This is a genomic window from Fodinicola acaciae (assembly GCF_010993745.1).
Taxonomy (GTDB): domain Bacteria; phylum Actinomycetota; class Actinomycetes; order Mycobacteriales; family HKI-0501; genus Fodinicola; species Fodinicola acaciae.
The window spans coordinates 840,435-865,733 of record NZ_WOTN01000003.1; the positions used below are offsets into that span (position 1 = coordinate 840,435).

The window sequence follows — 25,299 nt, forward strand, 5'->3', positions numbered from 1 at the left end:
CAAAACTGCCACCTGGGTACGACAGTTTCGCGCTGTAGCGGGTAATCCGTGCTCAGCGTTCGGCCGGTACGTGGCAGCCGGCGACGTGGTCGTCGACCATGCCGGTGGCCTGCATGAGGGCGTAGCAGGTGGTCGGGCCGACGAAGGCGAAGCCGGCCTTCTTCAGCCGCTTGGCCATCGCCACCGACTCGGCGGTGATCGTCGGCTGGTCGTGCACCGACACCGGTCGCGGCGGCCGCGGGTCGGGCGCGTACGACCAGAGCAGGTCCGAGAGCCCGCCGTCGAGGTCGGCGGCGGCCCTCGCGTTGCGGATGGCGGCGTTGACCTTGGCGCGGTTGCGGACGATCCCGGTGTCGGCCAGCAGTCGCGCCACGTCGTCGCCGCCGAAGTCCGCGACGGCCTTGATGGAGAAACCGGCGAAAGCGGCGCGGAAGTTCTCGCGCTTACGCAGGATGGTGATCCACGACAGGCCGGACTGGAACGCCTCCAGGCTCAGCCGCTCGAACAGCGCGTCGTCGCCGGTCAGCCGGCGGCCCCACTCGGTGTCGTGGTAGGGCCGGTAGTCCGGCGCGCTGTCACCCCACGAGCAGCGGACCAGGCCGTCGTCGGCGAGGACGAGGCCGTCCGGCAGGTCACGCTTCGTCACGGGCCGCGAACTCCGTCTGGTCACCGGTCTTCTCGTACACCGAGTCGTGCAGCGTCTTGGACATCCTGCCGAGCTCGTCCTCCAGTGCCTGGATGTGCGTGTCGCGTACGTCGATGTCGTACGCGAGCCGCGCCAGGGTCTCGTCGACCTGCGCCATCCGGTAGCCCCGGATGACCACGTCGAAACGCAGTCCGTGCACGTCGGTGCCGGTCGCCGGCCGGTCGTCCGGCAACGAGGTCGGCGTCGTGTCCGGCCGCGGGTCGGACATCCCCGGCGTGCGGCCGAGCGTATAGGCGGCGCCGGCGAACAGCACCGCGGCCAGGATGACCGCGACGAGGACGGAGATCAGCACTGCATCCACCGCTTCATGGTGTCATGCGCCGCGACGCGACGACCGGCCGCAGGGCCACCCGCGCGGGCTCGCGGCCTTTCGTAGGTAAGTCACGGGTAAAGCGAATACCGTGGTCGCCGGAGGAGATGCCGATGGCCATCCGGACCGGGACGGGTGCGTTCGTCGGCCGGCGCGAGCAACTGGCCGCCGGCACCGCGCTGCTGGACGACGTCCGCGCCGGCGCCGGCGCGGCGATGCTGCTGGTCGCCGGCGAGGCGGGCATTGGCAAGACGCGGCTGCTGGCCGAGATCCGCGAGTACGCCAGCGGCACCGGCACGCGCGTGTTGACCGGCGGTTGTCCACCGGCCAGCGACTACCACGTGCCGTACGCGCCGCTGGTGGAGGCCTTCCAGCGCCTGCCGTCCAGCGCGGCGATCGACCAGGCGCTGGCGGTGATGATCGGTACGGGCCGGGACAACCCGTCGCTGCGTGTCGACCCGGCCGCTCGGCAGCAGCTGTTCCACCTGGTCACGCGTACGCTCGGCGGGCTCACCGCGATGACACCGGTGCTGCTGGCCGTCGAGGACCTGCACTGGGCCGACCGGTCCACCCTCGGCCTGCTCGCGTTCGCCGCGACCCAGCTGCGCGACCGGCCGCTGCTGATCGCCGGCAGCTATCGCGACGACGAGCTGGAGCCGGCTCATCCGACCCGCCGGCTGCTGGCCGAGCTGTCCTGCCGTGAGCGGTGTACGACGATCACGCTGCCGCCGCTGGACCGCCAGGACACCGCCGCGCAGCTCGCCGGCCTGCTGCCGGCACCGGTCGACCAGCGGCTGGTGACCGCGGTTTTCGCGCGCTCAGGCGGAAATCCGTTCCTGACCGAGGTGCTCGCGCCACTTGGTGGCGGCGGACCGCTGCCGGTGGCCGTGCACGACCTGATCCTGCGTACGGCCAACGACCTGCCGTCGGACAGCCGCGCCGTGCTGCGCACCGCCGCGGTCGCCGGTGCGCAGGTCAGCCACGATCTCCTGGCTGCGCTGCACAAAGACGACGACCAGTTGACGACCGCGTTGCGAGCGGCCATCGATCGCCATCTGCTGGTGCCGGACGCCAACGGATACCGGTTCCGGCACGCGCTCATCGCCGAGGCCCTCTACGCCGACCTGCTGCCGGCCGAGCGGCGCCGTACGCACGCGCAGGCGGCCACCCTGCTGACCGCGCATCCGTCCTGGGGTGAAGTGTCGACGGCGGTGCGGGTGGCGCACCACTGGCGTGCCGCCGGCCGGCTGCCGGAGGCGTTGGCGGCCGAGATACGTGCCGGCCAGGCGGCCGCCGCCGTGCACGCTCATCAGGAGGCCCTGGAGAGCCTGGAACGCGCCATCGAGCACTGGCCGGCGGTCCGTGACGCCGAGCGGGTCGCCGGCATGGATCGCGCGACGCTGCTGAGCGGCGCGGCCGACCTGGCCGATCTGGTCGGTGACGGCGTACGCGCGATCGAGCTGATGCGCCAGGCGACCGACGCGGTCGACGCGGCGCGAGAGCCGAAGCGTGCGGCCCGGCTTTTCGCGTTGCTGGCCGAGCACGAGCTTTGCGAGAGCCACGACGACGAGGCGCAGGCCGCGCTCGACCGTGCTGGTGAGCTGCTGGCCGGCACGGAGGCGGACGGCGACTCCGCGTACGTGCTGTCGGCGACCGCTTGGGCCGCGCTGCGCCGGGAGCTGGCGGAGCCGGCGGTCACGTACGGCGCCCAGGCCGTCGACCTTGGCCGGCTGACCGGCGACCTCACCGCTGAGGCGGTCGGTCACATGGCGCTCGGATTTGGCCTGGCCGAGCGCGGTCGGCTGGACGACGGCATCGCCGAGCTGCGCGCGTCTGTCGCGCTGCTCGACGGCCGGACCGACGTCGAGGCGCGCTGGCCGGCGTACTTGTATCTGGCCGCGGCGTTGCGCACCGCCAACCAGCTCGACGAGGCGATCGCCGTGGCCGCCGACGGTCACACGCGGGCGCGGCTTTGTGGACTGGAGCAGGCGTACGGCTCGCGGTTGCTCGACGAAGCTGCGCGCGCCGAGCTGCTGAGCGGCCGATTCGACCGCGCCGCTGAACGGGTCGAGGCAGCGTACGCCTGCGGGCCGACGCCGTATGTCGCACGCGCGCTGGACCTGACGTTTGCCGAGCTCGCCTTGCTGCGCGGCGACCTCGCGGCCGGTCGTGAGGCGCTGGCGCGGGTGGACGTGGACGGCTGTCTGTCGTCGCGGCGGCCGGCGAAGATCCACCGGATGCTCACGGTGCGCGTCGACTATGCGTTGCGAGAACGGCGGTTTGCCGACGTACGCGCGGATCTGGACGCGGCGCTGGCGTTGCTGCCTGCACAGCGGCTCGGTCAGTTGCTGGCCTCCGGCGTACGCGCCGAGGCCGAGCTGGCGGCGGCGGCGCGGGCCATGCGTGACGCGCCGGCCGAGGCCGAGGCCGCGCGGCGGATCGAGGACCTGCTGGCGCACGTGCCGGACCTGCTCGACGAACCTGAGCAGGCGGCGTTCGCGGCCGTGTGCCGCGCCGAGGCCGGCCGGCCCGGTTGGCCGGCGGCGGTGGCTGGCTGGCGCGCGCTGGCACGGCCTTGGCAGGTCGCGTACGCGACGTGGCGGCTCGCCGAGGCGACGATCTCCGGCGACCGCGACGAGGCCGCGCGGCTGCTCCGGCAGGCTCACCGGCAGGCGGAGACACTCGGTGCCGGACCGCTGGTCGGCGACATCCGGTCGACGGCACAGCTGCACCGCGTCCCGCTCGGCGAACCGTCCGCCGAACCGGCTGTACCGCGCGCGCGTACCGACCTGACCGTCCGCGAACTGGAGGCCCTGCGCCACCTGGCCGTCGGCCGGTCCAACCGCGAGATCGCGCACGCGCTGTTCATCAGCCCGAAGACAGCGAGCGTGCACGTCACCAACATCCTGCGCAAACTCAACGTCGACCGCCGCGCCAAGGCCGCCCAGGCCGCCCGCCTACTCGGCCTCATCGACCCCTAGCCACCCGACTTACCTGCTACGGCGCGAAACTGTCGTACCCCTCTGTCAATCTGGGCCCCCACCCAAAACGGGCGGGGGGTGGGTTCGCGTGGTTACTTACCTAAGTTCAAAATTGATCTTGAGATTCCGCCTCATGCGGCTCAGTGGTCACAATGATCACACGGGTCACACTGCGTGATGCACGCATGGGGGCCTTGCCTGCACTGGACGCACGCAAGGGGGCCTTGCGTGCATCCGACAACCAGACAAAGGCCGCATTTAGCGCTCCACTCGCAACCGCGACCAAGATCAATTTCGCATTACCCAGGTAACCTCTCAGACCCACCCCCCACCCGACCACTGGGTGGGGGCAATTTTTCGGGGAGGGTATGACAGTTTCGGCGACCCCTTGGCGTGTCGAGCTAGCCTTCGACGGGTTCGGCGGTCGGGTCGGCGCCGGACGGTAATTCGGTGTCCAGTGACGCGGCTAGTTCCAGCTCGGAGTCGACGATCACCTTCACCGCCTCCTCGACCGAGTCGGTCAGCGTGATCAGGTCGAGGTCGGTGCGGTTGATCTTCGCGCCGGACAGCATCGGGCCGCGCAGCCAGTCGACCAGGCCCTTCCAGTACGCGGTGTCCATGAGAACGACCGGGAAGCGCGTCACCTTGCGGGTCTGCACCAGTGTCAGCGCCTCGAAAAGCTCGTCCATCGTGCCGAAACCGCCCGGCAACACACAGAAAGCCTGCGAGTACTTGACGAACATCGTCTTGCGCGCGAAGAAATACCGGAAGTTGATCCCGATGTCGACGTACTCGTTGAGGTGCTGCTCGAACGGCAGCTCGATGCCGAGGCCGACCGACGTGCCGCCGGCCTCGACGGCACCGCGGTTGGCGGCCTCCATGATCCCTGGGCCGCCGCCGGTGATCACCGCATAGCCGGCCTCGGCCAGCGCTCCGCCGAGCCGCCGCGCCATCGCGTAGTCGGGGTGGTCGGCCTTGGTACGCGCCGAGCCGAAGACGGCGACCGCACTGCCGAGCTCGGCGAGCGCGCCGAAGCCCTCGACGAACTCCGACTGGATCCGCAGCACGCGCCACGGGTCGGTGTGCACCCAGTCGCTGGGACCCCGGCTGTCCAGCAGCCGCTGGTCGGTCGTACTGGCCGAGATGTGATGCCGGCGCAGCGTGACCGGACCGCGCTGCCGCAAGTCACGCCGTACGCCGTTTTCCTCGTTCATGTCCCCACGGTAGACAAGCCCACCCAACGGCCGCCGACCAGCAGGCGACGTCAGCCGGCCAGGAAGCGTACGAGCGCCTCCGCGGAGGCGGTGATGAGCGGCATCCGGCAGTACTCGTCGCGCTTGTGCGCCATGTTCGGGTCGCCGGGTCCGAAGTTGACCGCCGGGATGCCGAGCGTCGCGAACCGGCCGACGTCCGTCCAGCCGTACTTCGCCACCGGCGTGCCGCCGATCGCCGCGACGAACGCCCGCGCCGCCGGCTCGGACAGGCCCGGCGGCGCCGACGGCGCGGAGTCGGTGATCCGCACGTCGAAGCCGGCGAAGACCTCGCGTACGTGCGCCGCCGCGGCCGCCTCGTCGCGGTCGGGCGCGAAGCGGTAGTTGACGGTCACCGTGCACTCGTCCGGGATGACGTTGCCGGCGACGCCGCCGGAGATCCACACGGCGTTCAGGCCCTCGCGATAGACGCAACCGTCGATCGGCACGACGCGCGGCTCGTACGCGGACAGCCGGGTCAGGATCTCGCCGGCCGCGTGGATCGCGTTGGACCCGAGCCACGACCTGGCCGAGTGCGCGCGAATGCCGCTTGTCGTGACGACCGCGCGCATGGTGCCCTGGCAGCCGCCTTCGATGGCGCCGTTGGTGGGTTCGAGGACGACCGCGAGGTCGCAGTCGAGCCAGTCGCGGCGGGTACGCGCGATCCGGCCGAGGCCGTTTCGCTCGGACTCGATCTCCTCGCAGTCATAGCAGACCAGCGTGAGGTCGTACGCCGGATCCGGCAGCACCGCCGCCGCGTGCAGCATCACCGCGACACCGGACTTCATGTCCGAGGTGCCGCAGCCGTACAGCCGGTCACCATCCACTTTGGACGGCAGGTTGCCGGCGACCGGCACGGTGTCGAGATGGCCGGCCAGCAGGATGCGCCGCGGCTTGCCGGTGTCCGTACGCGCCAGCACGGCATCGCCGTCGCGCACTACCTCGAAGCGGCCGATCGCACGCAGCGCGGCCTCCACCTCGTCGGCGAGCGCACGCTCGTTGCCGGACACCGACTCGATGTCGACGATCGCGCGGGTCAACGCGATGGGGTCGGAACTCAGGTCGAGGGTCACACCAGTCGACGTTAGTCGCTCACGATCCTGCACATCCCGACACGCCGAGGGCTCGCCAAAACTGTCGTACCCTCCCCGAAAAATTGCCCCCACCCAGTGGTCGGGTGGGGGGTGGGTCTGAGAGGTTGCATAGGTAATGCGAAGTTGATCTTGGTCGCGGCGCACCTGGAGCGCTAAATGCCGCCTATGCCCGATTGTCGAATGCAAGCAAGGCCACCTTGCGTGCGTCCAGCGCAAGCAGGGACCCCATGCGTGCGTAGCGCTCAGTGGGCCAGGTTATCCGCGTGACCAATGTGACGAAAGGGACGCATGATTCAAATTTTTGAACTTATGTAAGTAACCACGCGAACCCACCCCCCGCCCGTTTTGGGTGGGGGCCCAGATTGGCACAGGGGTACGACAGTTTCGCGCTGTAGCGGGTAACTGGCGCTAGGCCGGTGGGAAGGCGCAGAATTCGTTTCCCTCCGGGTCGGCCAGGATCGTCCACCACTGCTCGCCGGCGGCGGGGCGCAGGATGGTGGCGCCGAGGCAGGACGGGTCGGTGCCGGCCGGCAGGTCGATGTCCCAGTGCCAGCGGTTCTTCGCCCGTTTCGGCGCGTCGGACGGGGTGAACGCGAGGCCCCACGGCATCGTCGGCGCGCGTACGGTCGTGCCGTCGACATCGCCGTCGAGGATCCGCGACCACCAGGCCGCCTGAGCGTACGGATCGCGCGCGTCGACCTCCAACCCCGCGAAGCGCAGCGGTCCGGCCGACGAGCTCAGCAGAAACTCGTTGCCTTCCGGATCCGGCGGGCCGTCGAGGGCGGTGGAGCCGCGCAGCCTGGCGCGGACGCGGTTGGGGCCGACCCGCGGCTCGGGCACGTCGTTGAACCACATCCGCCGCGGCGGCAGGCCGTCGAGCGGCAGCTCCAGGAAACCCTCGTCGGACAACGGAAAACCGAGCGCGGCACTCCAGTACGAGCCGACCAGCGCGGCGTCGGCCGCGTCCACGACCAGCGCGCGAAACGTGCTCACTCGGTCGTCTCGAAAGCACAGAACTCGTTGCCCTCCGGGTCGGCCATGATCGTCCACTGGATGTCATCGTCTCGCTCGCGCAGCACGGTGGCGCCGGCGGCGACCAGCTTCGACACGTCCTCGCCAGGCGGCAGCTCGACGTCCCAGTGCCACCGGTTCTTCACCGTCTTGGGCTCCGGTACGTCTCCGAAAACGAAGTAACGCCAAGGAAAACCGGCCGCACCCTCGACCCAGGCGAACGTCGGTTTCGAGCCGACGGTGCCGCCGAGCACCTCGGCCCACCAGGCCGCCTGCGCGTGGCCGTCGACGCTGTCCACCACCATCTCGAACACCTCGTACGTGTCCGGACGGTGGAAATCGACCGGCGCAAAGGCGCAGAACTCGTTGCCTTCCGGATCGCGCATCACCCACCAGCGATCGTCGGCGGTCGGCTCGCGATCGATGGTCGCGCCGAGCTCGACCAGCGGCTTCGGGTCGTCGTGCGGCATCCGGAGGTCCAGATGTACGCGGTTCTTCACGGTCTTGGGCTCCGGCACGTCGTTGACCCACAGCGTGGGGCCGCCGACCAGCGCGACCACGTCCTCGCGGATCGGCTGTCCGAGGACCCGCGACCAGAACCGCGCGGACGCCGGAGCGTCGATCGCGTCGACGATGTGGTCACGGAACGTCGCGATCGCCACCGGCAGGTCCCCTTCAGGTCGAAGTCTCCGGAGCCATCATGGCGCACCGGTACGACATCCGGCGCCGCAGCAACCAGTAGCCGACCGCCACCGCCGCGACCGCGACACCGGCGACCGTGAGCACCAGGTTGAGCTGCTGCGTGACCTGTACGCCGACCAGATAGCCGATCCCCACCAGGCCGGTCGACCAGGCCAGCGCCGAGGGCAGGTTGGCCAGGGTGAACCTCCGCCAGCCGATCAGCCGGCCGGCCAGCCACGGCGTGAGCATCCGCGCGCTGGCCAGCCACTGTCCACAGGCGACGGACAGCAGCGGCCGGCGCAGTAGGCAGTCCTCGACGCGTACGAACAGGCCGCCAGGCAACCGGTCGAGCCACCGCGGCCGTACGTGCCGGCGCATCCGGCCGCGCAGATAGCCGACCTGCGGCCCGAGCACGGCACCGACCGCGGCCGCCGGCATCGCGGCCCACAGCGGCACCAGACCGGCGTGCGCGGCGAATCCGAGCGCGAACAGGACCGTCGTACCAGGCAGGAAGAAGCCGATGGCCAGCCCCGACTCGGGGATCAGCAGCAGCGCGGCGACCAGCAGCACCAGCGGTCCCGGCAGTCCGGCCAGGAAGGCGGTCACCGCGGCCTGCGGCACACGTAGTTGAGCGCCGGCGGGATGTTACGCCACACCGTGCTGGTCACCATGACCTCGTCGAACGTACGGTGCAGCCGGCGCCGGAAGCGACGGCCACGCGGCGCGACGACGCCGGTCAGGTACGCGATCGTGCTGAACGCTCCACCAGGTGCCAGCGCGCCGGCGATCTCCTGGAGGATCTTGTCCTGCAAAGCCGGCGCGAACAGTGTCCACGGCAGCGCCGAGACCACCGCGTCGACCGGCCCGGCACCCGCGTCGGCCAGCAGTTTACGCAGGTCGGCGGCGTCCCCTTCGATGACTTCCAGATCCGGCTTGGCGGCCCGCAGATGGTCGACCAGCTCGGTGTCGATCTCCACGGCCAGGTGCCGGCCGCGGCCGGCCATCCGGTCGGCGATCGCCTCGCTGACCGCACCGGTGCCCGGTCCGAGCTCGACCACGACGGGGTCCGCGGAGCGCGGTACGACCTGGGCGAGCACCTCGGAAGCGGCCGGCGAGGTGGCCAGGAACGTCCCCATCGTGGCCGGCGAACGGAGTGCGGCGGCGGCGAAAACCCGAAAATCGGACGTCGTCGGCACTATGTCTCTCCTTAGAGTAAATCGGCTGTGGTCTCTACGCTGCCAAGTCAACGGAGTACCCGCCACCATGACGGCCCACCGGAATCCGGGGGGATATCACCACGGACAGAGGTAGGGATATCCCGACGTAACGCGATCCGGGCCGCGGTCCAAGAGCGTGCGTAAGGAGGCAGGAGGAAGGGGAACGACCTTGAGTCAGCCATCCGAGGGGGACGTGGCCGGAATCGGCACCGACCCGGGCGCGTTCGAGATCTTCTACCGCGCGCACGTCGAGACGATCCAGCGGTTCGTCGCGCGCCGCGTCGAGGATCCCTACCTCGCCGCGGACCTCACCGCGGAGGTGTTCCTGGCCGCGATCGACTCGGCGCACACCTATCGCGCGAGCCGCGGCCGGCCGGTCGGATGGCTCTACGGCGTGGCCCGCAACGTCATGGCCGCCGAACGACGCCGGTCGGCCCGCGAGCTGCGGGCCGGCAACCGGGTCGCCGGCCGGGCCTTGGTCGACGCCGACGACCTCGTACGGCTGGAGGAGCGCATCGACGCCGAAGCGCGCTCCCGGTCGCTCTATCGCGCGATGGACGAGCTGTCCGACAGCGAACGCGCGGTGCTCGAGCTCGTCGCACTGGACGGCCTGTCCGTACGCGAAGGCGCCAAAGCACTCGGCATCAGACCGGTGACCGCGCGCGTACGACTACATCGCGCCCGCCAGAAGCTCAAGGACCAGCTGTCCCCCTCGACCGGCCAACTCACCCCGATGCCGGAGGCAACGTCATGACGTACGAGGACCGACTCCTCACCCAACTCAAGCAGGTCGTCACCGAGAACGCCGCACAACCACCCACGCGCGCGCGGCGCCTCGGCTGGAAGCCGCGGCTGGTCGTCGGCGGCGTGGCCGCCGCGCTGGTCGCCGGCGGCGCGGTGATCGCCGTCGAAACCACCACCCCGCCGGCTTTCGCCGTCACCAAGCAGCCCAACGGGATCATCTCGGTCACCATAAACCGGCTGGAGGACGCCGACGGCCTGGCCCGGCAGCTCACCGGCGCTGGCATACCGACCGTCGCGAAATTCCTGCCAGAAGGCAAGAAATGCGCCGACGGCTGGTACCAGCGCGCGACCGACGTACGGGTGAGTGGCGACCGTATGTCGCTCTCCGGCGAGAGCATGACGTTCACGATGCGGAAAGGTCAGCTCAAGCCGGGTCAGACGCTGATCATCTCGACCCAGTACGCGACGGTCGACGGTCCGGACGGCAAGCCGACCAAAGTCCACAGCCTCGGCCTGGATTACGCCCAAGGCCCGATCGGCAGCTGCCGGATCGTCGCCGCAGCGCCCTTCAAGCCGGCCGGCGGCACCGGTGGCGCCGGTGGCGGCCCGTACGCCTCCGCCGAGCCCCTCCCCACCAAGTAACGCCAACGGTCGCATGGCCCCCATGCGTGCACTGGACGCACGCATGGGGGCCATGCGACCCATCCAATACGCTCACAGGCATGACTGCGACCAGCGCGTGGGGAATCGGCATCGCCACCGTGACCAACGGCGGCACGGTGCTGGACACCTGGTATCCGAGCCCGGCACTGACCGTCGACGAGCGCGCGGTCCAACAACTCGGCATCGGCGACGGCGGTACGGTCGCGCTGGACGACGAGCAGGGCGAGGCGATGCTCGGGGTGTCCGGCGACCTGCTCGGCGCCGACCCGCGCCGCGGTGTGCACCGCGACCTGGTCGTCACGCACGTCAAGGATCTGAGCATCCCGCCGGTCGACACCTACGACGCGTACCTGCGCCTGCACCTGCTCTCACACCGGCTGGTGCGACCGCACGGCCTGTCGATGGACAAGATCTTCACCGTCCTGTCGACCGTGGTGTGGACCAACATCGGTCCGTGCGCGGTGGAGAAGTTCGAAACCACCCGGCTGCGGCTGCGCGCCGCCGGCACGCCGGTGCAGGTGTACGGCGTCGACAAGTTTCCGCGGATGACCGACTACGTGGTGCCGTCCGGCGTACGGATCGCCGACGCCGACCGCGTACGCCTCGGCGCGCACCTGGCCGAAGGCACGGTCGTCATGCACGAGGGTTTCGTGAACTACAACGCCGGCACGCTCGGCGCGTCGATGGTGGAAGGCCGGATTTCCGCCGGTGTGGTGGTCGGCGACGGGTCCGACATCGGTGGCGGGTCGTCGATCATGGGGACGCTTTCCGGCGGTGGCACGGAAACCATCACGATCGGCCAGCGCTGCCTGCTCGGCGCCAACGCCGGCATCGGCATCTCGCTCGGCGACGACTGTGTGGTCGAGGCCGGCTGTTATGTGACCGCCGGCACCAAAGTCCTGTTGTCCGACGGCCGTGTCGTCAAGGCACGCGAGCTGTCCGGTGCCGCCGGCATGCTTTTCTGGCGCAACTCACAGACCGGCGCGATCGAGGCCCGCGACCGCACCGGCGCCGGCATCGCTCTCAACGAGGACCTGCACGCGAACTGATGGTCAGCGAACAGCGGCGTACGGCGGCGCGACGCGGCAGCGAGCGGTTCCTCCAACTGCACGGACAACCGTCGATGTCCGACGACCTCACCGCATTGGCCGCGCTCGCCGGTGACCGGCAGCGCGACACCTACGGCGGCGGCGAGCTGATCGACGAGCTGGAAGGCCGGCTGGTCGAGCTTTTCGGCACGGAGGCGGCGGTTTTCCTGCCGAGCGGCACGATGGCACAGCAGATCGCGTTGCGTATTTGGGCCGAGGACGGCAAAAACGACACCGTGGCCTTGCACGGCCTCAGCCACCTGGAGATCCACGAGCTCGGCGCGGTCTGGGAGATGCATCGCCTGCGGCCGCGGTTTCTCACCCGCGAGCCACGCCAGCCGACCGTCGACGACCTGGCCGCGGTCACCGAGCCGCTCGGCAGCGTGACCCTCGAACTTCCGTTGCGGGACGCCGATTTCCTGCTGCCGACCTGGGACGAGCTGGCCGCTTTCGCCGCGGCCGCCAAGGAACGCGGCACCCGGCTGCACATCGACGGCGCGCGGATCTGGGAAAGCGTGGCATATCTCGGCCATCCACTGGCCGAGGTCGCCGCGCTGGCCGACAGCACCTACGTCTCGTTTTACAAGATCCTGCGCGGCATCTCCGGCTCCGCGCTGGTCGGCCCCGCCGATTTTGTCGCACAGGCACGCCGCTGGCAACGCCGCCACGGCGGCACGCTCGTGACGCAATATCCGGCGTTGCTCGGTGCCTTGCGCGGCCTCGAAGTCCATCTTCCGCGCGTGCCGGCCTACGTCGAGCACGCTCGCGCTCTCGCCGCACGGCTCGCCGAGGTTCCGGGCGTACGCGTCAACCCGTCGCCCCCGCACACCAACGGTTTCGTCGTCTACGTCGACCGCGCCGCCGACGACCTCGACGAGGCGACCGTTTCGTACGCGGAGGAACGAAAAACCAGCACCTTCTCGTGGTCGGCGGCGGCCGTGCCCGGCTGGTCGCGGGCCGAGCTGCACGTCGGCGAGGCCACCATGGCCTGGAAACCCGACGACGTCGCCGGCGTGCTGACCGAGATCATCGACCGCGCAGCCACGCACGCATCGCGTCCCCGATGAACGACCGCGACTCCTCCTCGTCCAGCGATCGGCGCCAAAGCTGGACGAAATGGCTGCCGTACTCGCAAACCTGGTCGCGGTCCTGGATGAACCGGAATCCGGCGTGCGTCTCCACGTGCACGACGGTGTCCAGCTCCTCGTCGAACACCAGCAAAGCCCACATGCACGTACTCGCGAAAACCGGAGCGGCCGAGAACGGCAGGACCCGCAACGCCACGTGCTCCGGCAACGTCAACAACGCCGCCAGCTGCTCGTGCACGATCCGGCCCGACCCGACGAACTGGTGGACGGCACACTCGTGCATCACCGCCTCCAGCCGCAACGGCTCGCGGTCCCGGCGCGCCAGCACTTCCTGTCGCCGTAACCGAAGTTTCACCAGCTGGTCGATGTCCTCCGCGCTGCGCCACGGCTCGATGGAGCGGTAAAGCGCGCGAGCGTACGCCTCGGTCTGCAACAGCGCCGGGACGAACGGGATCGTGTAGATCCTGGCGACCACGGCCTCCGACTCGTATTCGACGTGCGTCTTGAGATCTGACGCGAAACCGCTGTCGTCGTACCGATAACCGCTCCACCACGCGGTCTGTGTGGTGGAGCGGGCCCACCGCATGAGGTTGCCGGCCTCCGGAGTGCCATCGACGCGATACAGCCGGATGAGATCGCGTACGTCCCTGGCCTGCGGATTGCCCTGCGCGTTCTCCAAACGCGACAGTTTCGACTTGCTGATCATCAGCTCGTCGGCGACCTCGGTCAGGCTGAGCCCAGCCGACTCGCGCAGCCGGCGAAGCGCCGCGGCCAGCCGGCGGCGCGGAATGATCGGGCCAGTGACCGATGGCACGGGTCGCCTCCGCGGGGAATGGCCCCGGTCACGACGCTGTCCACTGGGAACCGTTGACGCCTTCGTTGCCATTGTCGCAAACACGCGGATGGGAATCCCAACTTCGGCTCACCGCGGGCCATCGCCGTCGTCGGTGTGCCATCATCGGCAGCATGCCGCCCATGTCGGCCGGCCCCTCATCCGCTCGGACAGTTTTGGGGAAACCGCCATGAAAATCTTCGCAGACCTGACGTCCCTGCTCAAGCTCGCCGGCATGTTCCTGTTGGCCGGCCTGATCCTCGGCGCCGCCCTCGGCATCTACGCGTGAGTTTGATGCGAGCCCTCACCACCGTCCAGCCGCGGAGTCCAGCATCCCCCGCGTGTCCTGTTGGCCGAGGGCTCGCCGCCACAGCTCGGAGAAATGCCGTTGGTATTGCCTGACCTGCCCTGACGACTCGATGTGACGAACACCGGCGTGCGTTTCGATCAGCACGACATCGCGGTCGAGAGAGTCGCCGAACTCGAAATGTGTCCACGCGCAGGTGATGGTGAACACCGGCAAGGCGTTGAACGGCAATATCCGTAGCTCCACGTTCGCGTTTTCGTTCTGGCGGATCAGATGCTCGAACTGTTCACGCATGATCTCCGGTGATCCAACCAACTGATGGACCGCGGTCTCGTGCATGACCGCGGTCAGATGCAGCGGCTCGGGATCGCGCTCCTTCAAGACTTCCTGGCGTCGGAGAAGAGAGCGTACGACTCGTTCGACACCTTCACTGCCACGCCAAGGCTCCACGGATCGATGGAGCGCACGTGCGTACGCCTCGGTTTGTAGCAAACCAGGCACGAACGAGGCCGCGTAGACCCGCGCCACGTCGGCGTTGGACTCGTGCGCGACGCGTAGCTCGGACTCGTACGCGATGTGTGCGTCGAGCCCGGATGTGAAGCCTGTGCTGTCGTAGTCATAGTCGGTCCACCAGTCTTGCTGACGAGCGGCATAGGTCCATCGCATGAGCCTGCCGGCATCCGGCTTCGTCACCTCGTAAAACCGAAGAAGGTCGCGCACGTCGCGGGCCTGTGGACTGCCTTGCGCGTTTTCCAGGCGAGACAGCTTCGAGGTGCTGATCATCAGCTCCTCCGCTACTCGCTCCAAGCTGAAACCGCGCCGCTCTCGGAACTCACGGAGTGCGTTACCCAGCTTCTGCCGTCTGACGATCGGCCCCGGCGCGGTCACCATCGGCGTGCCTCCATGTGGGTGCGCACACGCGAGAATGTCTTACCCGGAGCCTACGGGGCCGATCGTGCCGGTGTGCTCGATTCCGGTCAGGCCACCGCGCGGTCGCCGAGGGGGCGGCGCCGCAGGGCGGCGTTGGACAGTGAGTCCGGAGTCCAGGTGACCGGATACAGGTCGGTGCCGGGTGGGACGATTTCGTCGATACGGTCCAAAGTCGCGTCGTCCAGCGTCACCGCGGCGCCTTTGAGCACGCTGTCCAGATGCTCCATCGTGCGCGGGCCGGTGATCACCGAGGTGACCGCCGGATGCGTGGCGGCGAATGCGACGGCGAGCTGCGGCAGCGTACAACCGATGCCGTCGGCGAGCTCGATCAGCTGCTCGACCGCGTCGAGTTTCACCACGTTCTCCGGGACGGACGGGTCAAACCAGTGGGGCCGCAACGCGGCGCGACCGGAGGTCAGGTCGATGTCCTGGCCTTTGCGGATCCTGCCGGTGAGGAAACCGCCGGCCAGCGGGCTCCAGGTGATCACCCCCATGCCGTACTGCTGGCAGGTCGGCAGCACCGAGCGCTCGATCCCCCGCGCCAGCACCGAATACGGCGGCTGCTCGGTGCGAAAGCGCATCAGGCCGCGGCGCTCGGACACGTTGTGCGCCTCGACGATCCGCTCGGCCGGGAAGGTCGAGCAGCCGAATGCCCGGATTTTTCCTTGCTGGACAAGGTCGGTCAGCGTCCAGAGGGTTTCCTCGATGTCGGTTTTCGCATCCGGACGGTGGATCTGGTAGAGATCGATGTAGTCCGTCCCGAGCCGGCGCAGGCTTTCCTCGACCTCGCGTACGATCCAGCGCCGCGAGTTGCCGCTGAGGTTGCGCCATTCGTCGCCGAGCGGAAAATGCACCTTGGTCGCCAACACGACGTCGTCGCGGCGGTCTTTCAGTGCCTTGCCGACGATTTCCTCGGACTCGCCGGTGGAATACATGTCGGCGGTGTCGACGAAGTTGATGCCCTGGTCGAGTGCGGCGTGGATGATGCGGATGCTGTCGTCATGGTCGGGGTTGCCGACGAAGCCGAACATCATGGCGCCGAGGCAGTAGGCACTCACCTCGATGCCGGTGCCGCCGAGTACGCGGTATCGCACGGATTTGCTCCTTGAGATCGGGTTGATCGCGCGCACCGACGGTAGAAGCTAGAGTCGGCTCTATGTCAAGCGAAACCTGGCTGAGCATCGGTGAGGTCGCCGAGCGCACCGGCCTGAGCGTGCACGCGCTGCGGTTCTACGAGCGCGAGGGGATCTTCGCCGACGCCGTACGGCGCGGGTCCAACGGACGGCGGCTCTACAGCGAGGACGACGTGGAGTGGCTGCACATCTGCACCAAGTTTCGCGCCTCCGGCATGCCGCTGGACACCATCCGGCAATACGTCGACCTGGTCCGGCAAGGCGGCGGCAACGAGCATGAACGGCTGGCTTTGCTCAAGCAACACCAGCAAAACGTCGTCGCGCAGATCGAGGAACTGAAGACCTGCCTGGACGTGATCACCTACAAAGTCAACGTATACGAGGAATATCTGGCGCGCGGCACGGCCGACCGGCTCTGGACGACGACTCCGCTGACCGACGATCCGGACGTCTGCGACACCGCCTGATCCTAGAGGTCGCGCAGATAGGGGCCTCTTATGGCGGGCTGAGCACGGTCAGCATTTGCTGGAGCTTCCAGGGCCGGCGGCCCCAGGCGGCGAGTTTTCCTTCCACCAGCGGCTTCCAGATGCCCTGCCGGCTCATGAAAAGCAACATGAGGGCCACCGGGTCGACGCTGATGTGAGCGTCGACGTCGCTCGCGCCTCCTGCGTGCAACGTCAGCGAACCCTGGTCGAAGGCCATCAGCGTACGTCCGCCGCCACGCAGACGCAGGTCCACGCGAGCGCGGAAGGACGCGGCTTTTCCCTGATCCACGAAGGCGGTCGGCGAAAGGGCCGAGATCAGCACCAAAGCGCCGTTTTCGACGGTGAGCAGAGCGTGCTCACGCCGTATCGACCAACCGCGTCCGGTGCTTTTGGCGATGTCGTGGCCATGGATCAGGCACTCGTTGAGCAGGTGGCACGCCACCGCCGACGGTGGCAGGCGAGTGCCCTGCAGCCAGTCGACAGTGGCTGACCGCGAACGGGACGCCACGTCGTCGAACTCGTCGGCCAGCGTGACGATGCGATCGGCGAGCCTGGCCGGGTCTCGTTCGCCGTCCTCGGCCAGGAGTTTCCCGGTGGCCTCGGCGATTCCGGCCTTCGTCACGACGGCCCGCGGGACCGGCCGTCCGGCGATGGCGTCGGTGTCGACGCGCAGGACATGCGTCAGGTGAGCCGCGACCTCACCGACCGTCCAGGTGCCCACCGACGCGGCGTTGGCGTCCGGGATGTCGCGTACGAGCGCGGCCAGCCGCGGCACGACTTCGCGCACCGCCGTACGCACGCCGGCCATGGTGTCGGTCATCGCTTCCTTCCGCTGGCGCGCGCGTCTTTGGCCGCGGCCGTGCCGACGGCGACCCAATGCGAAAGCTGGCGCTTGGTGCGCAGGCTGTCGCCGTCGACGTACAACCAGCCGCAGACCACCCGGCCTTTCATCTCCATCGGCCGCGCGGTGGTGGTCGCGACGAGCTCGTCGGCGCGCACCGGATCGGCCCGCACCAACAGGCCACCTTTGCCGCTCGCCGCCACCGCCAGCTTGCCGCCGACGAGGAAGGCGAGTCCGCCAAACATCGGCTGCTCGGTCACCGGCGAGCCATCGGCCAGCAGCTCTCGGATCCGGTCGGCCAGCTGCACGTCGTACGCCATCATGACTCCTTCGCGAACACCGAACGCCACTCGCGGACCGCCGCCGCGAACTCCTCCGGCGCGTCGGACTGCACGAAGTGTCCGGCGCCTTCGACAATCACGGTGCGGTGGTCGGCGAAGGTGCGTTCCCAACGCTCGCGCTCCTTGGCGCGGAAGGCGAAGTCGGCGTCACCCCACACGATGAGCGCCGGAAGCGAGGCGAGATCCGCCAGTCCGGCCTCGACCTCGGCGAGAAACGCATGGCTGGCGGTGATACGCCGCGGCAGCACGGCCGACGCATGACGCCGGTCGTACGTGCCAAGCGCGCCTCGGTAGTGCGCCATTTCGCCGGCGGTCGGCTTTCGCCGCCGGTGGCCGGCCGGGACCATCGCGTTGACGAGGACGTTGAACCGCCGGGTCAGCTCGCGCCCGACCGGCCCGCCCAGCAGGCGGGACGCCAGCTCGATGGGAAGGTCGCCGCTGACCGGCCAGGCCCAGGTGTTGGCCAGGACCAGGCGTACGAACCGGTCCAGCCGCCGCTGGGCCGCGGACAGGCCGATCGGACCTCCCCAGTCGTGCGCGACGAGGGTGACGTCCGACAGGTCCAGGTGATCGATGAAGTCCACGACGACCGCGGCGTGCTCCTCCGGCAGATAGCGGTAGTCCGGCGCCGCCGACGACAGGCCGAAACCGGGATAGTCGAGCGCGACGCAGCGGAACTCGTCGCGCAGTGCGCCTATCACCTCGCGATAGTCGAACGACCAGGTCGGGTTGCCGTGCAGCAGCAACAACGCCGGGCCCGATCCTTCGTCGACGTAGTGAACCGTGTGCCCGCCGAGGTCGACGAAGCGGCTCTCGTACGGGAAAAGCTCGTCGTCCACCCACTCCGGTCTGATCATCTCTTACAAATATCAAGCGCGGTTGATATTGTAAAGCTGTGAGTCGAAGCTATCGCCAGTACTGCGGCCTCGCGCGGGCCCTCGATGTCGTCGGCGACCGGTGGAACCTGCTGATCGTTCGTCAACTGTTGATCGCACCGGCTCGCTATCGCGAGCTGCTGGACGGCCTGCCCGGAGTGGCCACGAACCTGCTCGCCGACCGCCTCCGCGACCTCGAGGCCGCCGGAGTGGTCGAGCGGCGGCTGGCCGAGGACGCCAATGCCGCCGTGTACGCGCTGACGCCTTGGGGTGCCGAGTTGCGCGGGCCGATCGAGGGCCTGGTCCGCTGGTCCACACCGCTGATGGTGACCGGGCCGGCCGACGACGACTACTTCCGCGCCGACTGGCTCGTCGTACCTCTCCGGGCCCTGCTCAAGGGATCGTCGCGCCGGTCGTCGACGGTGGGGATCGCGGTCGACGACGAGCTCGTGCAGGTGCGGACGACACGCTCAGGCGTCGAGGTGCGTCCGCACGACGGTGGCGAGCTCGACGCGGTCGTACGCGCTGACGGCGCGATCGTCCTCGGCCTCGCGGCCGGTGTGCTCAGCCTCGACACACCAGGACTCGTGGAGATCGAAGGCGACGAAGCCGCCGTACGATCCCTTTTCGGCCAACAAAAAGGCGACCGCTGACCATCGGCATGACGGTCGCTACTGCTTGGGTCGACGCGGCTTGCGAGAGGTGCGCTGGGTGTCATATCGGGCGCCAAAGCCGGGGTCGAGCGACCGACTTCCGGTCTCAGGCGACGGCGTGGACCTCGCGGACGTGGATCGCCGCAGGGCCGCGTCGGCTCGCTCCCGCAGGCTGGTCGTGCGTCGCGCGGTCTCGGCATCGAGTGGCGGGTTGAGCGGCTCGACGAGCGGCGACAGGAACTCGCGCATGCGCGGCGTTTTCGGGTCCACGTTGGAAAGGATCGATGCCTGAACGTTGGCCTTGGGATCCATCCGTTCCCAGGCGACATGCCAGCCGGCGTCGTGCGCGAGTTGTCGGAGAAAACGCGCGCTGCGTACGTCCGTTGCCTTCTCGGAACGGGTGCAGGTTGTTGAGGTTGGCCAGATGTTCGGCCGCCGCGGCGACGAACTGTTCGTGGCCGAGACCGCGCAGGTGGTTCTGCGCGCGGATCTGGCCGAACAGGTAGTCGGCGGCCTGCGGGATCAGCGTGTGCGGCAGGAACTGCGTGCTGCCTTAGGCGATCTCGACCGTCCGCACCTGTCCGGCCCAGGGATACACCTTGCCGAAGATCCGCTTGTGGATCGCACACAGGTGCGCGAGGTCGAAGTTGCCAGCCAACGGCTGGCGATCCAACCGGATCATGGCTACGCGCGTCAGCTCGGTCTCGATCTGCGTCAGAACGGCCGGATCGCGCTCGTCCAGCAGGTTTCGGAGTGTTCGCGTGCCGGGGTAGCAGAACGGATCCTGCAACCCCGGCGCGGTCATCGCGATCGCCGGGCCAGGATCGCTCGCACGCGTTCGTCCGCACGCGACTCAAGCTCGTCGAGCGTGATCTCGCCGCGCACGTACGCCTCCCCGTCAGCGACCGCATCGGCGCTGGGCTCGAGTCCTTCAGCCCGCAGCGACGCATCAACATAGGCGATGGTCGAGGCTCTGTCCGCGTCCGCGCGATCGGGCATGGTCAGCTGGCGGGTTGGGGTGGCAGCGGCGGCAGGTTGCCGTCCTCGTCGAGGTCGAACTCGCCGTCCTTGGCGCCGAGTACGAACGCGTCCCACTCGGCCTGGGTGAAGGTGAGCACCGGGCCGTCCGGGTCGGCTCCGTTGCGCATGCAGATCATGTCCTCGACGAACGCGATCTCCACGCGGCTCTGGTCGGGGTCGACGTCCGGGCCTTCGGCGCTCTGCCAGACCGCGTTGGTCAGGTCCGGCTGGATCTTTTTCTCACTCTGCGGTGCTGGTTCGGTCACGTCTCAAACCTACCGTCGAGGGACTCCGCGGCCGAAAGCAGACCATGGCACCGGATGGCACCGAACGGCCCCGGACGGCGAGCGCCGTCCGGGGCCGTGGGATGAGAGGGTCAGGTTGTGCTTGTGCTGCCGCCGCGCATCTTCGGGTAGATGGCCGCGACGATGGCGACGAGTACGACGCCGATCACGATCGTGATGGCCCACCGGATCCAGTCGACGCCCGGCGTTGTAGCGACGCCGAAGAAGCCGGCGACGACGCGTCCGATGATCATCGCGACGACACCGACCACGATGGTCAGCCACCACGGCATGGCCTGCCTACCGGGCAGAATCAGCCGCGCCAAAGCACCGATGATGATGCCGCCGATCAGCGTTCCGATGATGGTCCAGAACATGTTTGGATACCCCCTCCTCGAGCAGCGACGTGCCTTGGCGATAGTTGTACCGCTTCCGGCCAGGTTCCGCCGCCTGAAGATAAGTCGGCCATGTCGGAAACATCCTGGTTCTGCTGACCGGCCGGCCAATCGATTTCCGAGTCCTCGCAGCTCAGCGGCGTGGCCACAGCCTGAAGAAAAAGTTGCCTAACTTTTGGACGCGAGCCGGATGGCGGCCGCTTCGACGCGTTCGTCGGTCGCGGTGAGCGCGATCCGTACGTGCTGAGCGCCGGTCGGGCCGTAGAACTCGCCAGGCGCGACCAGGATGCCGCGCTCGGCCAGGAAGTCGACCGCGGACCAGCAGTCGTCGCCGCGGGTGGCCCACAGATAGAGGCCGGCTTCGGAGTGGTCGACCCGGAATCCGGCGGCGGTCACCGCCGCACGCAGCACCTCGCGCCGCCGGCGATAGCGGTCGCGCTGCTCGGCGACGTGCTGGCGGTCGCCGAGCGCGACGGTCATCGCCGCCTGGACCGGCGCCGGCACCATCATGCCGGCGTGCCGGCGGACCTCCAGCAGGCGCTGGATCAGCGCCGGGTCGCCGGCCACGAAACCGGCGCGATAGCCGGCGAGGTTGCTGCGCTTGGACAGCGAGTGGATCGCCAGGATGCCGGTGTGGTCGCCGTGGCACACGTCCGGATGCAGCACGCTGACCGGCTCGGTGTCCCAGCCCAGCTCCACATAGCACTCGTCGGAGACGACGGTCGTGCCGCGTTCGCGGGCCCAGCTGACGACCTTGGCCAGGTGCTCGCGCGGCAGGACGCGGCCGGTCGGGTTGGACGGCGAGTTGACCCACATCAACGCCGGAGCCTGCGGTCCGAGCGCGGTGGTGCTGTCGGAGCGTACGGCCGTCGCACCGGCCAGTCGCGCGCCGACCTCGTAAGTTGGATAGGCCAGCGCCGGCACGACGATCGTGTCGCCGGAGCCGACGCCGAGCAGCGTCGGCAGCCAGGCGATGAGCTCCTTGGAGCCGATGCTCGGCAACACGCCGTCGACGCCGGTCGGCGCACCGAGGCGGTCGGTGCACCACTCCGCCATCGCCTCGCGCAACGCCGGCGTCCCGACCGTCGCCGGATAGCCGGGCGCGTCGGCGAACTCGGTCAGCGCACGTCGTACGACCGCGGGCGTCGGGTCGACCGGCGTACCGATCGACAGGTCGACGATGCCGTCCGGATGCGCGGCGGCCTTCTGCTTGGCCGGTGCCAACCGGTCCCAGGGAAAGTCGGGGAGGTTCACTCGCCCTGTGGCGGCAGCGCGGCCACCGTGGGGTGATCCTTGTTGATCTTGCCGAGCTTGGACGCACCGCCGGGCGAGCCGAGGTCGCTGAAGAACTCGACGTTGGCGGTGTAGTAGTCCTTCCACTGGTCCGGCACGTCGTCCTCGTAGAAGATGGCCTCGACCGGACACACCGGCTCGCAGGCGCCGCAGTCGACGCACTCGTCCGGGTGGATGTAGAGCATCCGTTCGCCCTCGTAAATGCAGTCGACAGGGCATTCCTCGATGCATGCCTTGTCCAGCACGTCGACGCAGGGCTCGGCGATGACGTAGGTCACGGATGCGGTCCTCTCGCAGCGGTTACAGCACAAACCGTACGCGATAACGCGTTCTTACTGCTTAGTATCCTGCTCGGCCGTGTGTGTTTGAGGGTGGGGGTTGGTGGTGGCGTTGGACACATCCGTCATCGAGCTCGAGCGGATCGCCATGGCCGGTTGGCCGGGGCTCGAGCTTGCGACGCTCGGCGAGTGGCGGCTGCGCGCCGCGTCCGGCTTCACCGGGCGAGGCAACTCGGCACTGCCGCTGGGCTCACCGGGCCTGCCATCGGCCGAAGCGGTGTCGTACGTCCGCGACTGGTATTTCTCCCGTGGCCTGCCGGCGATGGTGCAGGTGCCGCTGCCGGCTCGAGCCGACCTCGTCCCGGTCCTGGAGGACGCCGGTTTCACGCGTGCGTGGGGTGCGCTGGTGCTGACCGCGCCGGTGTCGGCGGTGTTGGCGTTGCCAGAGCGTACGGACCTGCCGGCGGTGTCGTGGTCGGCCGAGCCGGGCGCCGACTGGCTGTCGCTCTACCACTATCGCGGCGGCGAGCTGCCGTCGTACGGCGTCGACGTGCTGAAGGCCGGCGCCTCGCCGGCTTTCGGGACGCTGGTGAGCGACGGTGAGGTGGCTGGGATCTGCCGTACCAGCGTGTCGGAGGGGTGGGTCGGGTTGACCGCGGTCGAGGTGTCGGCGGCCTACCGCCGGCGCGGCCTGGCGACGCACCTGCTCCGCTCGGCGGCCGCGGTGACGCCGGCCACGTCGGTGTATCTGCAGGTGGAGCACTCGAACGAGGCCGCGCTGGCGCTCTACAAACGTACCGGCTTCACCCAGCACCACGAGTACTTCTACTGGCGCCTCCCCCGCGCCTGACGTTGCGGCAGAACCCCCACTAGGAGCGCTTGCCGGACTTGGCCGGCTTTGCGGTGGACTTCGTGGCGGTGGACTTCGTGGTGTGGTGCGTCTGCGTGTGCCGGCGCGCGACGGTCGGCTTGACCTCCGACTGCGCCTTCCAGGCGCGGCTGACCGGGTCGCGGCCGAGCGCGATGGCACCGAGTACGCCGGCGGCGAAGCCGACCGCCAGCAGGCCGGCGTGCAGGCCGAGCTGCAACAGGCTGGTGGTGGGGTCGAAATCCGGCTTGCCGCTGACGAACGCGGCCGCGAAGACGACCAGCAGCGTGGACAGCACGGTCACCGCGAGCGCGTCGACCACGACCGGCAGCAGCCGCTGCAGGCCGGCGAACCAGAAGCCGATCGCGGCCGCCGCGACCACCGCGACCAGCAGGGAGATCAGCGCCGGTGTCAGCGTGTCGACGGTCTTCGGCAGCGCGAACCGGGTGACCAGCCGAGCGAGCACGTTGACGACGACGATGACGGCCGTCGCGATGCCGATCCGGATCAGCCGCGATGACAGCGCGGGGGACATGCGCACCTCCTCGGCCGCCGCACGGCCGTGGCTCGAACGTGGGAAAGTACGCAGATCGTAGGCGCTCGAGTCAGCCCCGGTCAGGCGGACCGGCAGACTCGGCCGGCGCCGGACCGGGCCGCGCGGCCAGGAACAGGCCGATGGCATAGCCGATCGCGCCGACGAAGACGGTCGTCAGCGCGACCCAGTCGGAGCCGACGATGACGATGTCGCCGGCCGGCGTACGCGTGCCGAGCACCGCCACCGCGGCGAACCAGGAGATCGCCGGCACGATCGGCGCCAGCCGGCTGCCGGTTACGTACCGGGTCCACAGCGCGATGCCGACGTGCACCACCAGCGCGACCAGCACGGCGACTGGTAGGCGCACCACGCCGGCCCGCAGCGGGATCAGGAAGGCCTCAAGGACACCGGCACCGAACCCGGCCAGCACGGCGACCACTCCACCGCAGATGGCGATCAGCCGACTCACCCGCGGAGCGTACCTGTTGCCGGTTGTGCCTTCAGACGCCCTCTCAGACGCCGAGGCCGGCGAACAGGTCGGTCTCGCGGCCGTCCGAGCCGCGCTCGCCGACCGCGAGCGTGTAGAACTCGGTGGCAGCGCCACCCATCTCGGAGATCTTGAACAGCCAGTCGTCCGGCGAGATCTGGCTGGCGTGCGCGCGCATGCCGGCGAGCTTGGCCGGCACGTACGCGGTGCCGTCGATCGCCGCGGCGATCTGCTCGTCCGGCGTGCCGAACGGCAGGTCCTCCGGCTTCTGGACGTCCTTGAACGGGTTGTCCGCCGAGTCGCGGAACTGCCGGAAGCTCTCGAACATCTGCCGCTTGGGCACCGCCGTCCAGTAGACCTTGGAGACCTGCCACGGCTCGCCCTCGCCGCCGTCCTTGGCGGCCAGCTCCACGCCACGCATGGCGACCCGGTGCGCCTGGATGTGGTCGGGGTGGCCGTAGAAGCCGTTCTCGTCGTAGGTGATGACGACCTGCGGGCGGATCTCGCGGATCACCGGCACCAGGTGGTCGGCGGCCGCCTGGTCGACGTCGGCCTGCCAGAACGCGCGCGGGTTCTTGTTTGGCGGCGTGTCCATCATGCCGGAGTCGCGGAACCGGCCGGCGCCACCGAGAAACCGGTGGTCGGTCACGCCGAGCGCGGCGCAGGAGGCGGCCAGCTCGCCGATCCGGTAGCCGCCGAGCTGGTCGGCCTGGTCGGCGGCCAGCTGCGCGAGCGCCGGCACGCGCACCTCGCCCTCCTCGCCGAGCGTGCAGGTGACGAGCGTGACGTGGGCGCCTTCGGCGGCGTATTTGGCCATCGCCAGGCCACTGCCGCTCACCTCGTCGTCCGGATGCGCGTGGACCAGCAGGAGGCGGCGTGCGGGGAGCTGCTCACTCATGCCGCCGAGAC

32 protein-coding genes and 1 pseudogene are annotated in these 25,299 nt (G+C 69.1%); 8 read left to right on the forward strand and 25 right to left on the reverse strand.

Features of this window, described 5'->3' with window-relative positions:
* Positions 1–52: 52 nt before the first annotated feature.
* Complete coding sequence (locus tag GNX95_RS30230) at positions 53–646, reverse strand: DNA-3-methyladenine glycosylase I (protein ID WP_281356971.1); 594 nt, start codon at positions 644–646, stop codon at positions 53–55.
* Positions 633–1,007 (reverse strand): DivIVA domain-containing protein, encoded by a 375-nt coding sequence (locus GNX95_RS30235; protein WP_163511092.1) that lies wholly within the window; start codon positions 1,005–1,007, stop codon positions 633–635. Before GNX95_RS30235 ends, GNX95_RS30230 begins: the two co-directional genes overlap by 14 nt.
* 122 nt (positions 1,008–1,129) lie before the next feature.
* Here GNX95_RS30235 and GNX95_RS30240 point away from each other — a divergent pair, with 122 nt between their 5' ends.
* The gene (locus tag GNX95_RS30240; protein ID WP_163511093.1) at positions 1,130–3,997 is read left to right on the forward strand and encodes a helix-turn-helix transcriptional regulator; all 2,868 of its coding nucleotides are present in this window, start codon (positions 1,130–1,132) and stop codon (positions 3,995–3,997) included.
* 401 nt (positions 3,998–4,398) lie between these two features.
* Here GNX95_RS30240 and GNX95_RS30245 read toward each other — a convergent pair whose 3' ends face one another.
* The 6 genes from GNX95_RS30245 to GNX95_RS30270 all read right to left on the reverse strand — a co-directional run bounded on the left by GNX95_RS30245 (position 4,399) and on the right by GNX95_RS30270 (position 9,229).
* A complete protein-coding gene (locus tag GNX95_RS30245; protein ID WP_163511094.1) occupies positions 4,399–5,211 on the reverse strand; it encodes an LOG family protein in 813 nt (270 codons plus the stop codon).
* Positions 5,212–5,261: 50 nt separating this feature from the next.
* Positions 5,262–6,320, reverse strand: a complete 1,059-nt coding sequence (gene dapE, locus GNX95_RS30250; RefSeq protein WP_163511095.1) for a succinyl-diaminopimelate desuccinylase — start codon at positions 6,318–6,320, stop codon at positions 5,262–5,264.
* Positions 6,321–6,749: 429 nt separating this feature from the next.
* Positions 6,750–7,334 (reverse strand): VOC family protein, encoded by a 585-nt coding sequence (locus GNX95_RS30255; RefSeq protein ID WP_163511096.1) that lies wholly within the window; start codon positions 7,332–7,334, stop codon positions 6,750–6,752.
* A complete protein-coding gene (locus tag GNX95_RS30260; protein WP_163511097.1) occupies positions 7,331–8,014 on the reverse strand; it encodes a VOC family protein in 684 nt (227 codons plus the stop codon). Before GNX95_RS30260 ends, GNX95_RS30255 begins: the two co-directional genes overlap by 4 nt.
* Before the next feature lie 13 nt (positions 8,015–8,027).
* Positions 8,028–8,639 carry a DedA family protein gene (locus tag GNX95_RS30265; protein ID WP_163511098.1) on the reverse strand — a complete coding sequence of 204 codons (612 nt, stop codon included), beginning with the start codon at positions 8,637–8,639 and terminating at the stop codon, positions 8,028–8,030.
* Positions 8,636–9,229: a class I SAM-dependent methyltransferase gene (locus tag GNX95_RS30270; RefSeq protein WP_222854047.1), complete on the reverse strand. Its 594-nt coding sequence runs from the start codon at positions 9,227–9,229 to the stop codon at positions 8,636–8,638. The genes GNX95_RS30265 and GNX95_RS30270 overlap by 4 nt, the downstream gene beginning before the upstream one ends.
* 190 nt (positions 9,230–9,419) lie before the next feature.
* On the opposite strand from GNX95_RS30270, the gene GNX95_RS30275 reads away from it, so the two are divergent.
* From GNX95_RS30275 to GNX95_RS30290, 4 genes are all read left to right on the forward strand, one after another.
* Positions 9,420–10,004, forward strand: coding sequence for an RNA polymerase sigma factor (locus GNX95_RS30275; protein ID WP_163511100.1), 585 nt, complete (start codon positions 9,420–9,422; stop codon positions 10,002–10,004).
* On the forward strand, positions 10,001–10,636 hold the full coding sequence (locus GNX95_RS30280; protein ID WP_163511101.1) for a hypothetical protein: 636 nt from the start codon (positions 10,001–10,003) through the stop codon (positions 10,634–10,636). Before GNX95_RS30275 ends, GNX95_RS30280 begins: the two co-directional genes overlap by 4 nt.
* Positions 10,637–10,716: 80 nt before the next feature.
* Positions 10,717–11,706: a 2,3,4,5-tetrahydropyridine-2,6-dicarboxylate N-succinyltransferase gene (gene dapD, locus GNX95_RS30285; RefSeq protein WP_163511102.1), complete on the forward strand. Its 990-nt coding sequence runs from the start codon at positions 10,717–10,719 to the stop codon at positions 11,704–11,706.
* Positions 11,706–12,812, forward strand: coding sequence for a threonine aldolase family protein (locus GNX95_RS30290; protein WP_163511103.1), 1,107 nt, complete (start codon positions 11,706–11,708; stop codon positions 12,810–12,812). The genes dapD and GNX95_RS30290 overlap by 1 nt, the downstream gene beginning before the upstream one ends.
* Here the strand turns inward: GNX95_RS30290 and GNX95_RS30295 are convergent.
* The 3 genes from GNX95_RS30295 to GNX95_RS30305 form a co-directional block, all read right to left on the reverse strand.
* Entirely contained in the window at positions 12,772–13,647 is an 876-nt protein-coding gene (locus GNX95_RS30295) for a helix-turn-helix domain-containing protein (RefSeq protein ID WP_222854048.1), read from the reverse strand. The two genes, GNX95_RS30290 and GNX95_RS30295, sit on opposite strands and share 41 nt — an antisense overlap.
* A 322-nt stretch (positions 13,648–13,969) precedes the next feature.
* Complete coding sequence (locus GNX95_RS30300) at positions 13,970–14,863, reverse strand: Scr1 family TA system antitoxin-like transcriptional regulator (RefSeq protein ID WP_163511105.1); 894 nt, start codon at positions 14,861–14,863, stop codon at positions 13,970–13,972.
* Positions 14,864–14,949: 86 nt separating this feature from the next.
* Positions 14,950–15,996: an aldo/keto reductase gene (locus tag GNX95_RS30305; RefSeq protein ID WP_163511106.1), complete on the reverse strand. Its 1,047-nt coding sequence runs from the start codon at positions 15,994–15,996 to the stop codon at positions 14,950–14,952.
* Positions 15,997–16,058: 62 nt separating this feature from the next.
* Between GNX95_RS30305 and GNX95_RS30310 the strand changes: the two genes are divergently transcribed.
* Positions 16,059–16,502 carry a MerR family transcriptional regulator gene (locus GNX95_RS30310; protein WP_163511107.1) on the forward strand — a complete coding sequence of 148 codons (444 nt, stop codon included), beginning with the start codon at positions 16,059–16,061 and terminating at the stop codon, positions 16,500–16,502.
* Positions 16,503–16,530: 28 nt separating this feature from the next.
* On the opposite strand, the gene GNX95_RS30315 is transcribed toward GNX95_RS30310, so the two are convergent.
* From GNX95_RS30315 to GNX95_RS30325, 3 genes are read right to left on the reverse strand one after another with little or no spacing between them, the layout of a single operon-like run.
* Entirely contained in the window at positions 16,531–17,340 is an 810-nt protein-coding gene (locus tag GNX95_RS30315) for a maleylpyruvate isomerase N-terminal domain-containing protein (RefSeq protein ID WP_163511108.1), read from the reverse strand.
* A complete protein-coding gene (locus GNX95_RS30320; protein ID WP_163512025.1) occupies positions 17,337–17,681 on the reverse strand; it encodes a TfoX/Sxy family protein in 345 nt (114 codons plus the stop codon). Before GNX95_RS30320 ends, GNX95_RS30315 begins: the two co-directional genes overlap by 4 nt.
* A complete protein-coding gene (locus GNX95_RS30325; protein WP_163511109.1) occupies positions 17,681–18,559 on the reverse strand; it encodes an alpha/beta fold hydrolase in 879 nt (292 codons plus the stop codon). Before GNX95_RS30325 ends, GNX95_RS30320 begins: the two co-directional genes overlap by 1 nt.
* A gap of 38 nt (positions 18,560–18,597) precedes the next feature.
* On the opposite strand from GNX95_RS30325, the gene GNX95_RS30330 reads away from it, so the two are divergent.
* The gene (locus GNX95_RS30330; RefSeq protein WP_163511110.1) at positions 18,598–19,230 is read left to right on the forward strand and encodes a winged helix-turn-helix transcriptional regulator; all 633 of its coding nucleotides are present in this window, start codon (positions 18,598–18,600) and stop codon (positions 19,228–19,230) included.
* A gap of 18 nt (positions 19,231–19,248) precedes the next feature.
* Here the strand turns inward: GNX95_RS30330 and GNX95_RS43500 are convergent, their stop codons facing one another.
* From GNX95_RS43500 to fdxA, 8 genes and pseudogenes are all read right to left on the reverse strand, one after another.
* Positions 19,249–19,542, reverse strand: a complete 294-nt coding sequence (locus tag GNX95_RS43500; protein ID WP_246281806.1) for a hypothetical protein — start codon at positions 19,540–19,542, stop codon at positions 19,249–19,251.
* A gap of 109 nt (positions 19,543–19,651) precedes the next feature.
* Positions 19,652–19,768 (reverse strand): annotated as a pseudogene (locus tag GNX95_RS44460) (hypothetical protein); the annotation flags it as partial.
* A gap of 15 nt (positions 19,769–19,783) precedes the next feature.
* On the reverse strand, positions 19,784–20,035 hold the full coding sequence (locus GNX95_RS44465; RefSeq protein ID WP_163511111.1) for a hypothetical protein: 252 nt from the start codon (positions 20,033–20,035) through the stop codon (positions 19,784–19,786).
* On the reverse strand, positions 20,032–20,229 hold the full coding sequence (locus tag GNX95_RS44470; protein WP_163511112.1) for an antitoxin VbhA family protein: 198 nt from the start codon (positions 20,227–20,229) through the stop codon (positions 20,032–20,034). Before GNX95_RS44470 ends, GNX95_RS44465 begins: the two co-directional genes overlap by 4 nt.
* 2 nt (positions 20,230–20,231) lie before the next feature.
* The gene (locus tag GNX95_RS30350; RefSeq protein ID WP_246281808.1) at positions 20,232–20,516 is read right to left on the reverse strand and encodes a DUF397 domain-containing protein; all 285 of its coding nucleotides are present in this window, start codon (positions 20,514–20,516) and stop codon (positions 20,232–20,234) included.
* A gap of 110 nt (positions 20,517–20,626) precedes the next feature.
* Positions 20,627–20,911 (reverse strand): GlsB/YeaQ/YmgE family stress response membrane protein, encoded by a 285-nt coding sequence (locus GNX95_RS30355; RefSeq protein ID WP_163511113.1) that lies wholly within the window; start codon positions 20,909–20,911, stop codon positions 20,627–20,629.
* Positions 20,912–21,097: 186 nt separating this feature from the next.
* Positions 21,098–22,183 carry a succinyldiaminopimelate transaminase gene (gene dapC / locus GNX95_RS30360; RefSeq protein ID WP_246281809.1) on the reverse strand — a complete coding sequence of 362 codons (1,086 nt, stop codon included), beginning with the start codon at positions 22,181–22,183 and terminating at the stop codon, positions 21,098–21,100.
* The gene (gene fdxA, locus GNX95_RS43510) at positions 22,180–22,500 is read right to left on the reverse strand and encodes a ferredoxin (RefSeq protein ID WP_246281810.1); all 321 of its coding nucleotides are present in this window, start codon (positions 22,498–22,500) and stop codon (positions 22,180–22,182) included. The genes dapC and fdxA overlap by 4 nt, the downstream gene beginning before the upstream one ends.
* Before the next feature lie 112 nt (positions 22,501–22,612).
* On the opposite strand from fdxA, the gene GNX95_RS30365 reads away from it, so the two are divergent.
* Positions 22,613–23,350, forward strand: a complete 738-nt coding sequence (locus GNX95_RS30365) for a GNAT family N-acetyltransferase (protein WP_163511115.1) — start codon at positions 22,613–22,615, stop codon at positions 23,348–23,350.
* Between the two features lie 19 nt (positions 23,351–23,369).
* On the opposite strand, the gene GNX95_RS30370 is transcribed toward GNX95_RS30365, so the two are convergent.
* The 3 genes from GNX95_RS30370 to mshB form a co-directional block, all read right to left on the reverse strand.
* Positions 23,370–23,903 carry a hypothetical protein gene (locus tag GNX95_RS30370; RefSeq protein WP_163511116.1) on the reverse strand — a complete coding sequence of 178 codons (534 nt, stop codon included), beginning with the start codon at positions 23,901–23,903 and terminating at the stop codon, positions 23,370–23,372.
* 70 nt (positions 23,904–23,973) lie between these two features.
* Complete coding sequence (locus GNX95_RS30375) at positions 23,974–24,372, reverse strand: hypothetical protein (RefSeq protein ID WP_163511117.1); 399 nt, start codon at positions 24,370–24,372, stop codon at positions 23,974–23,976.
* 43 nt (positions 24,373–24,415) lie between these two features.
* Positions 24,416–25,288, reverse strand: a complete 873-nt coding sequence (gene mshB / locus GNX95_RS30380; RefSeq protein ID WP_163511118.1) for an N-acetyl-1-D-myo-inositol-2-amino-2-deoxy-alpha-D-glucopyranoside deacetylase — start codon at positions 25,286–25,288, stop codon at positions 24,416–24,418.
* Positions 25,289–25,299 lie beyond the last annotated feature (11 nt).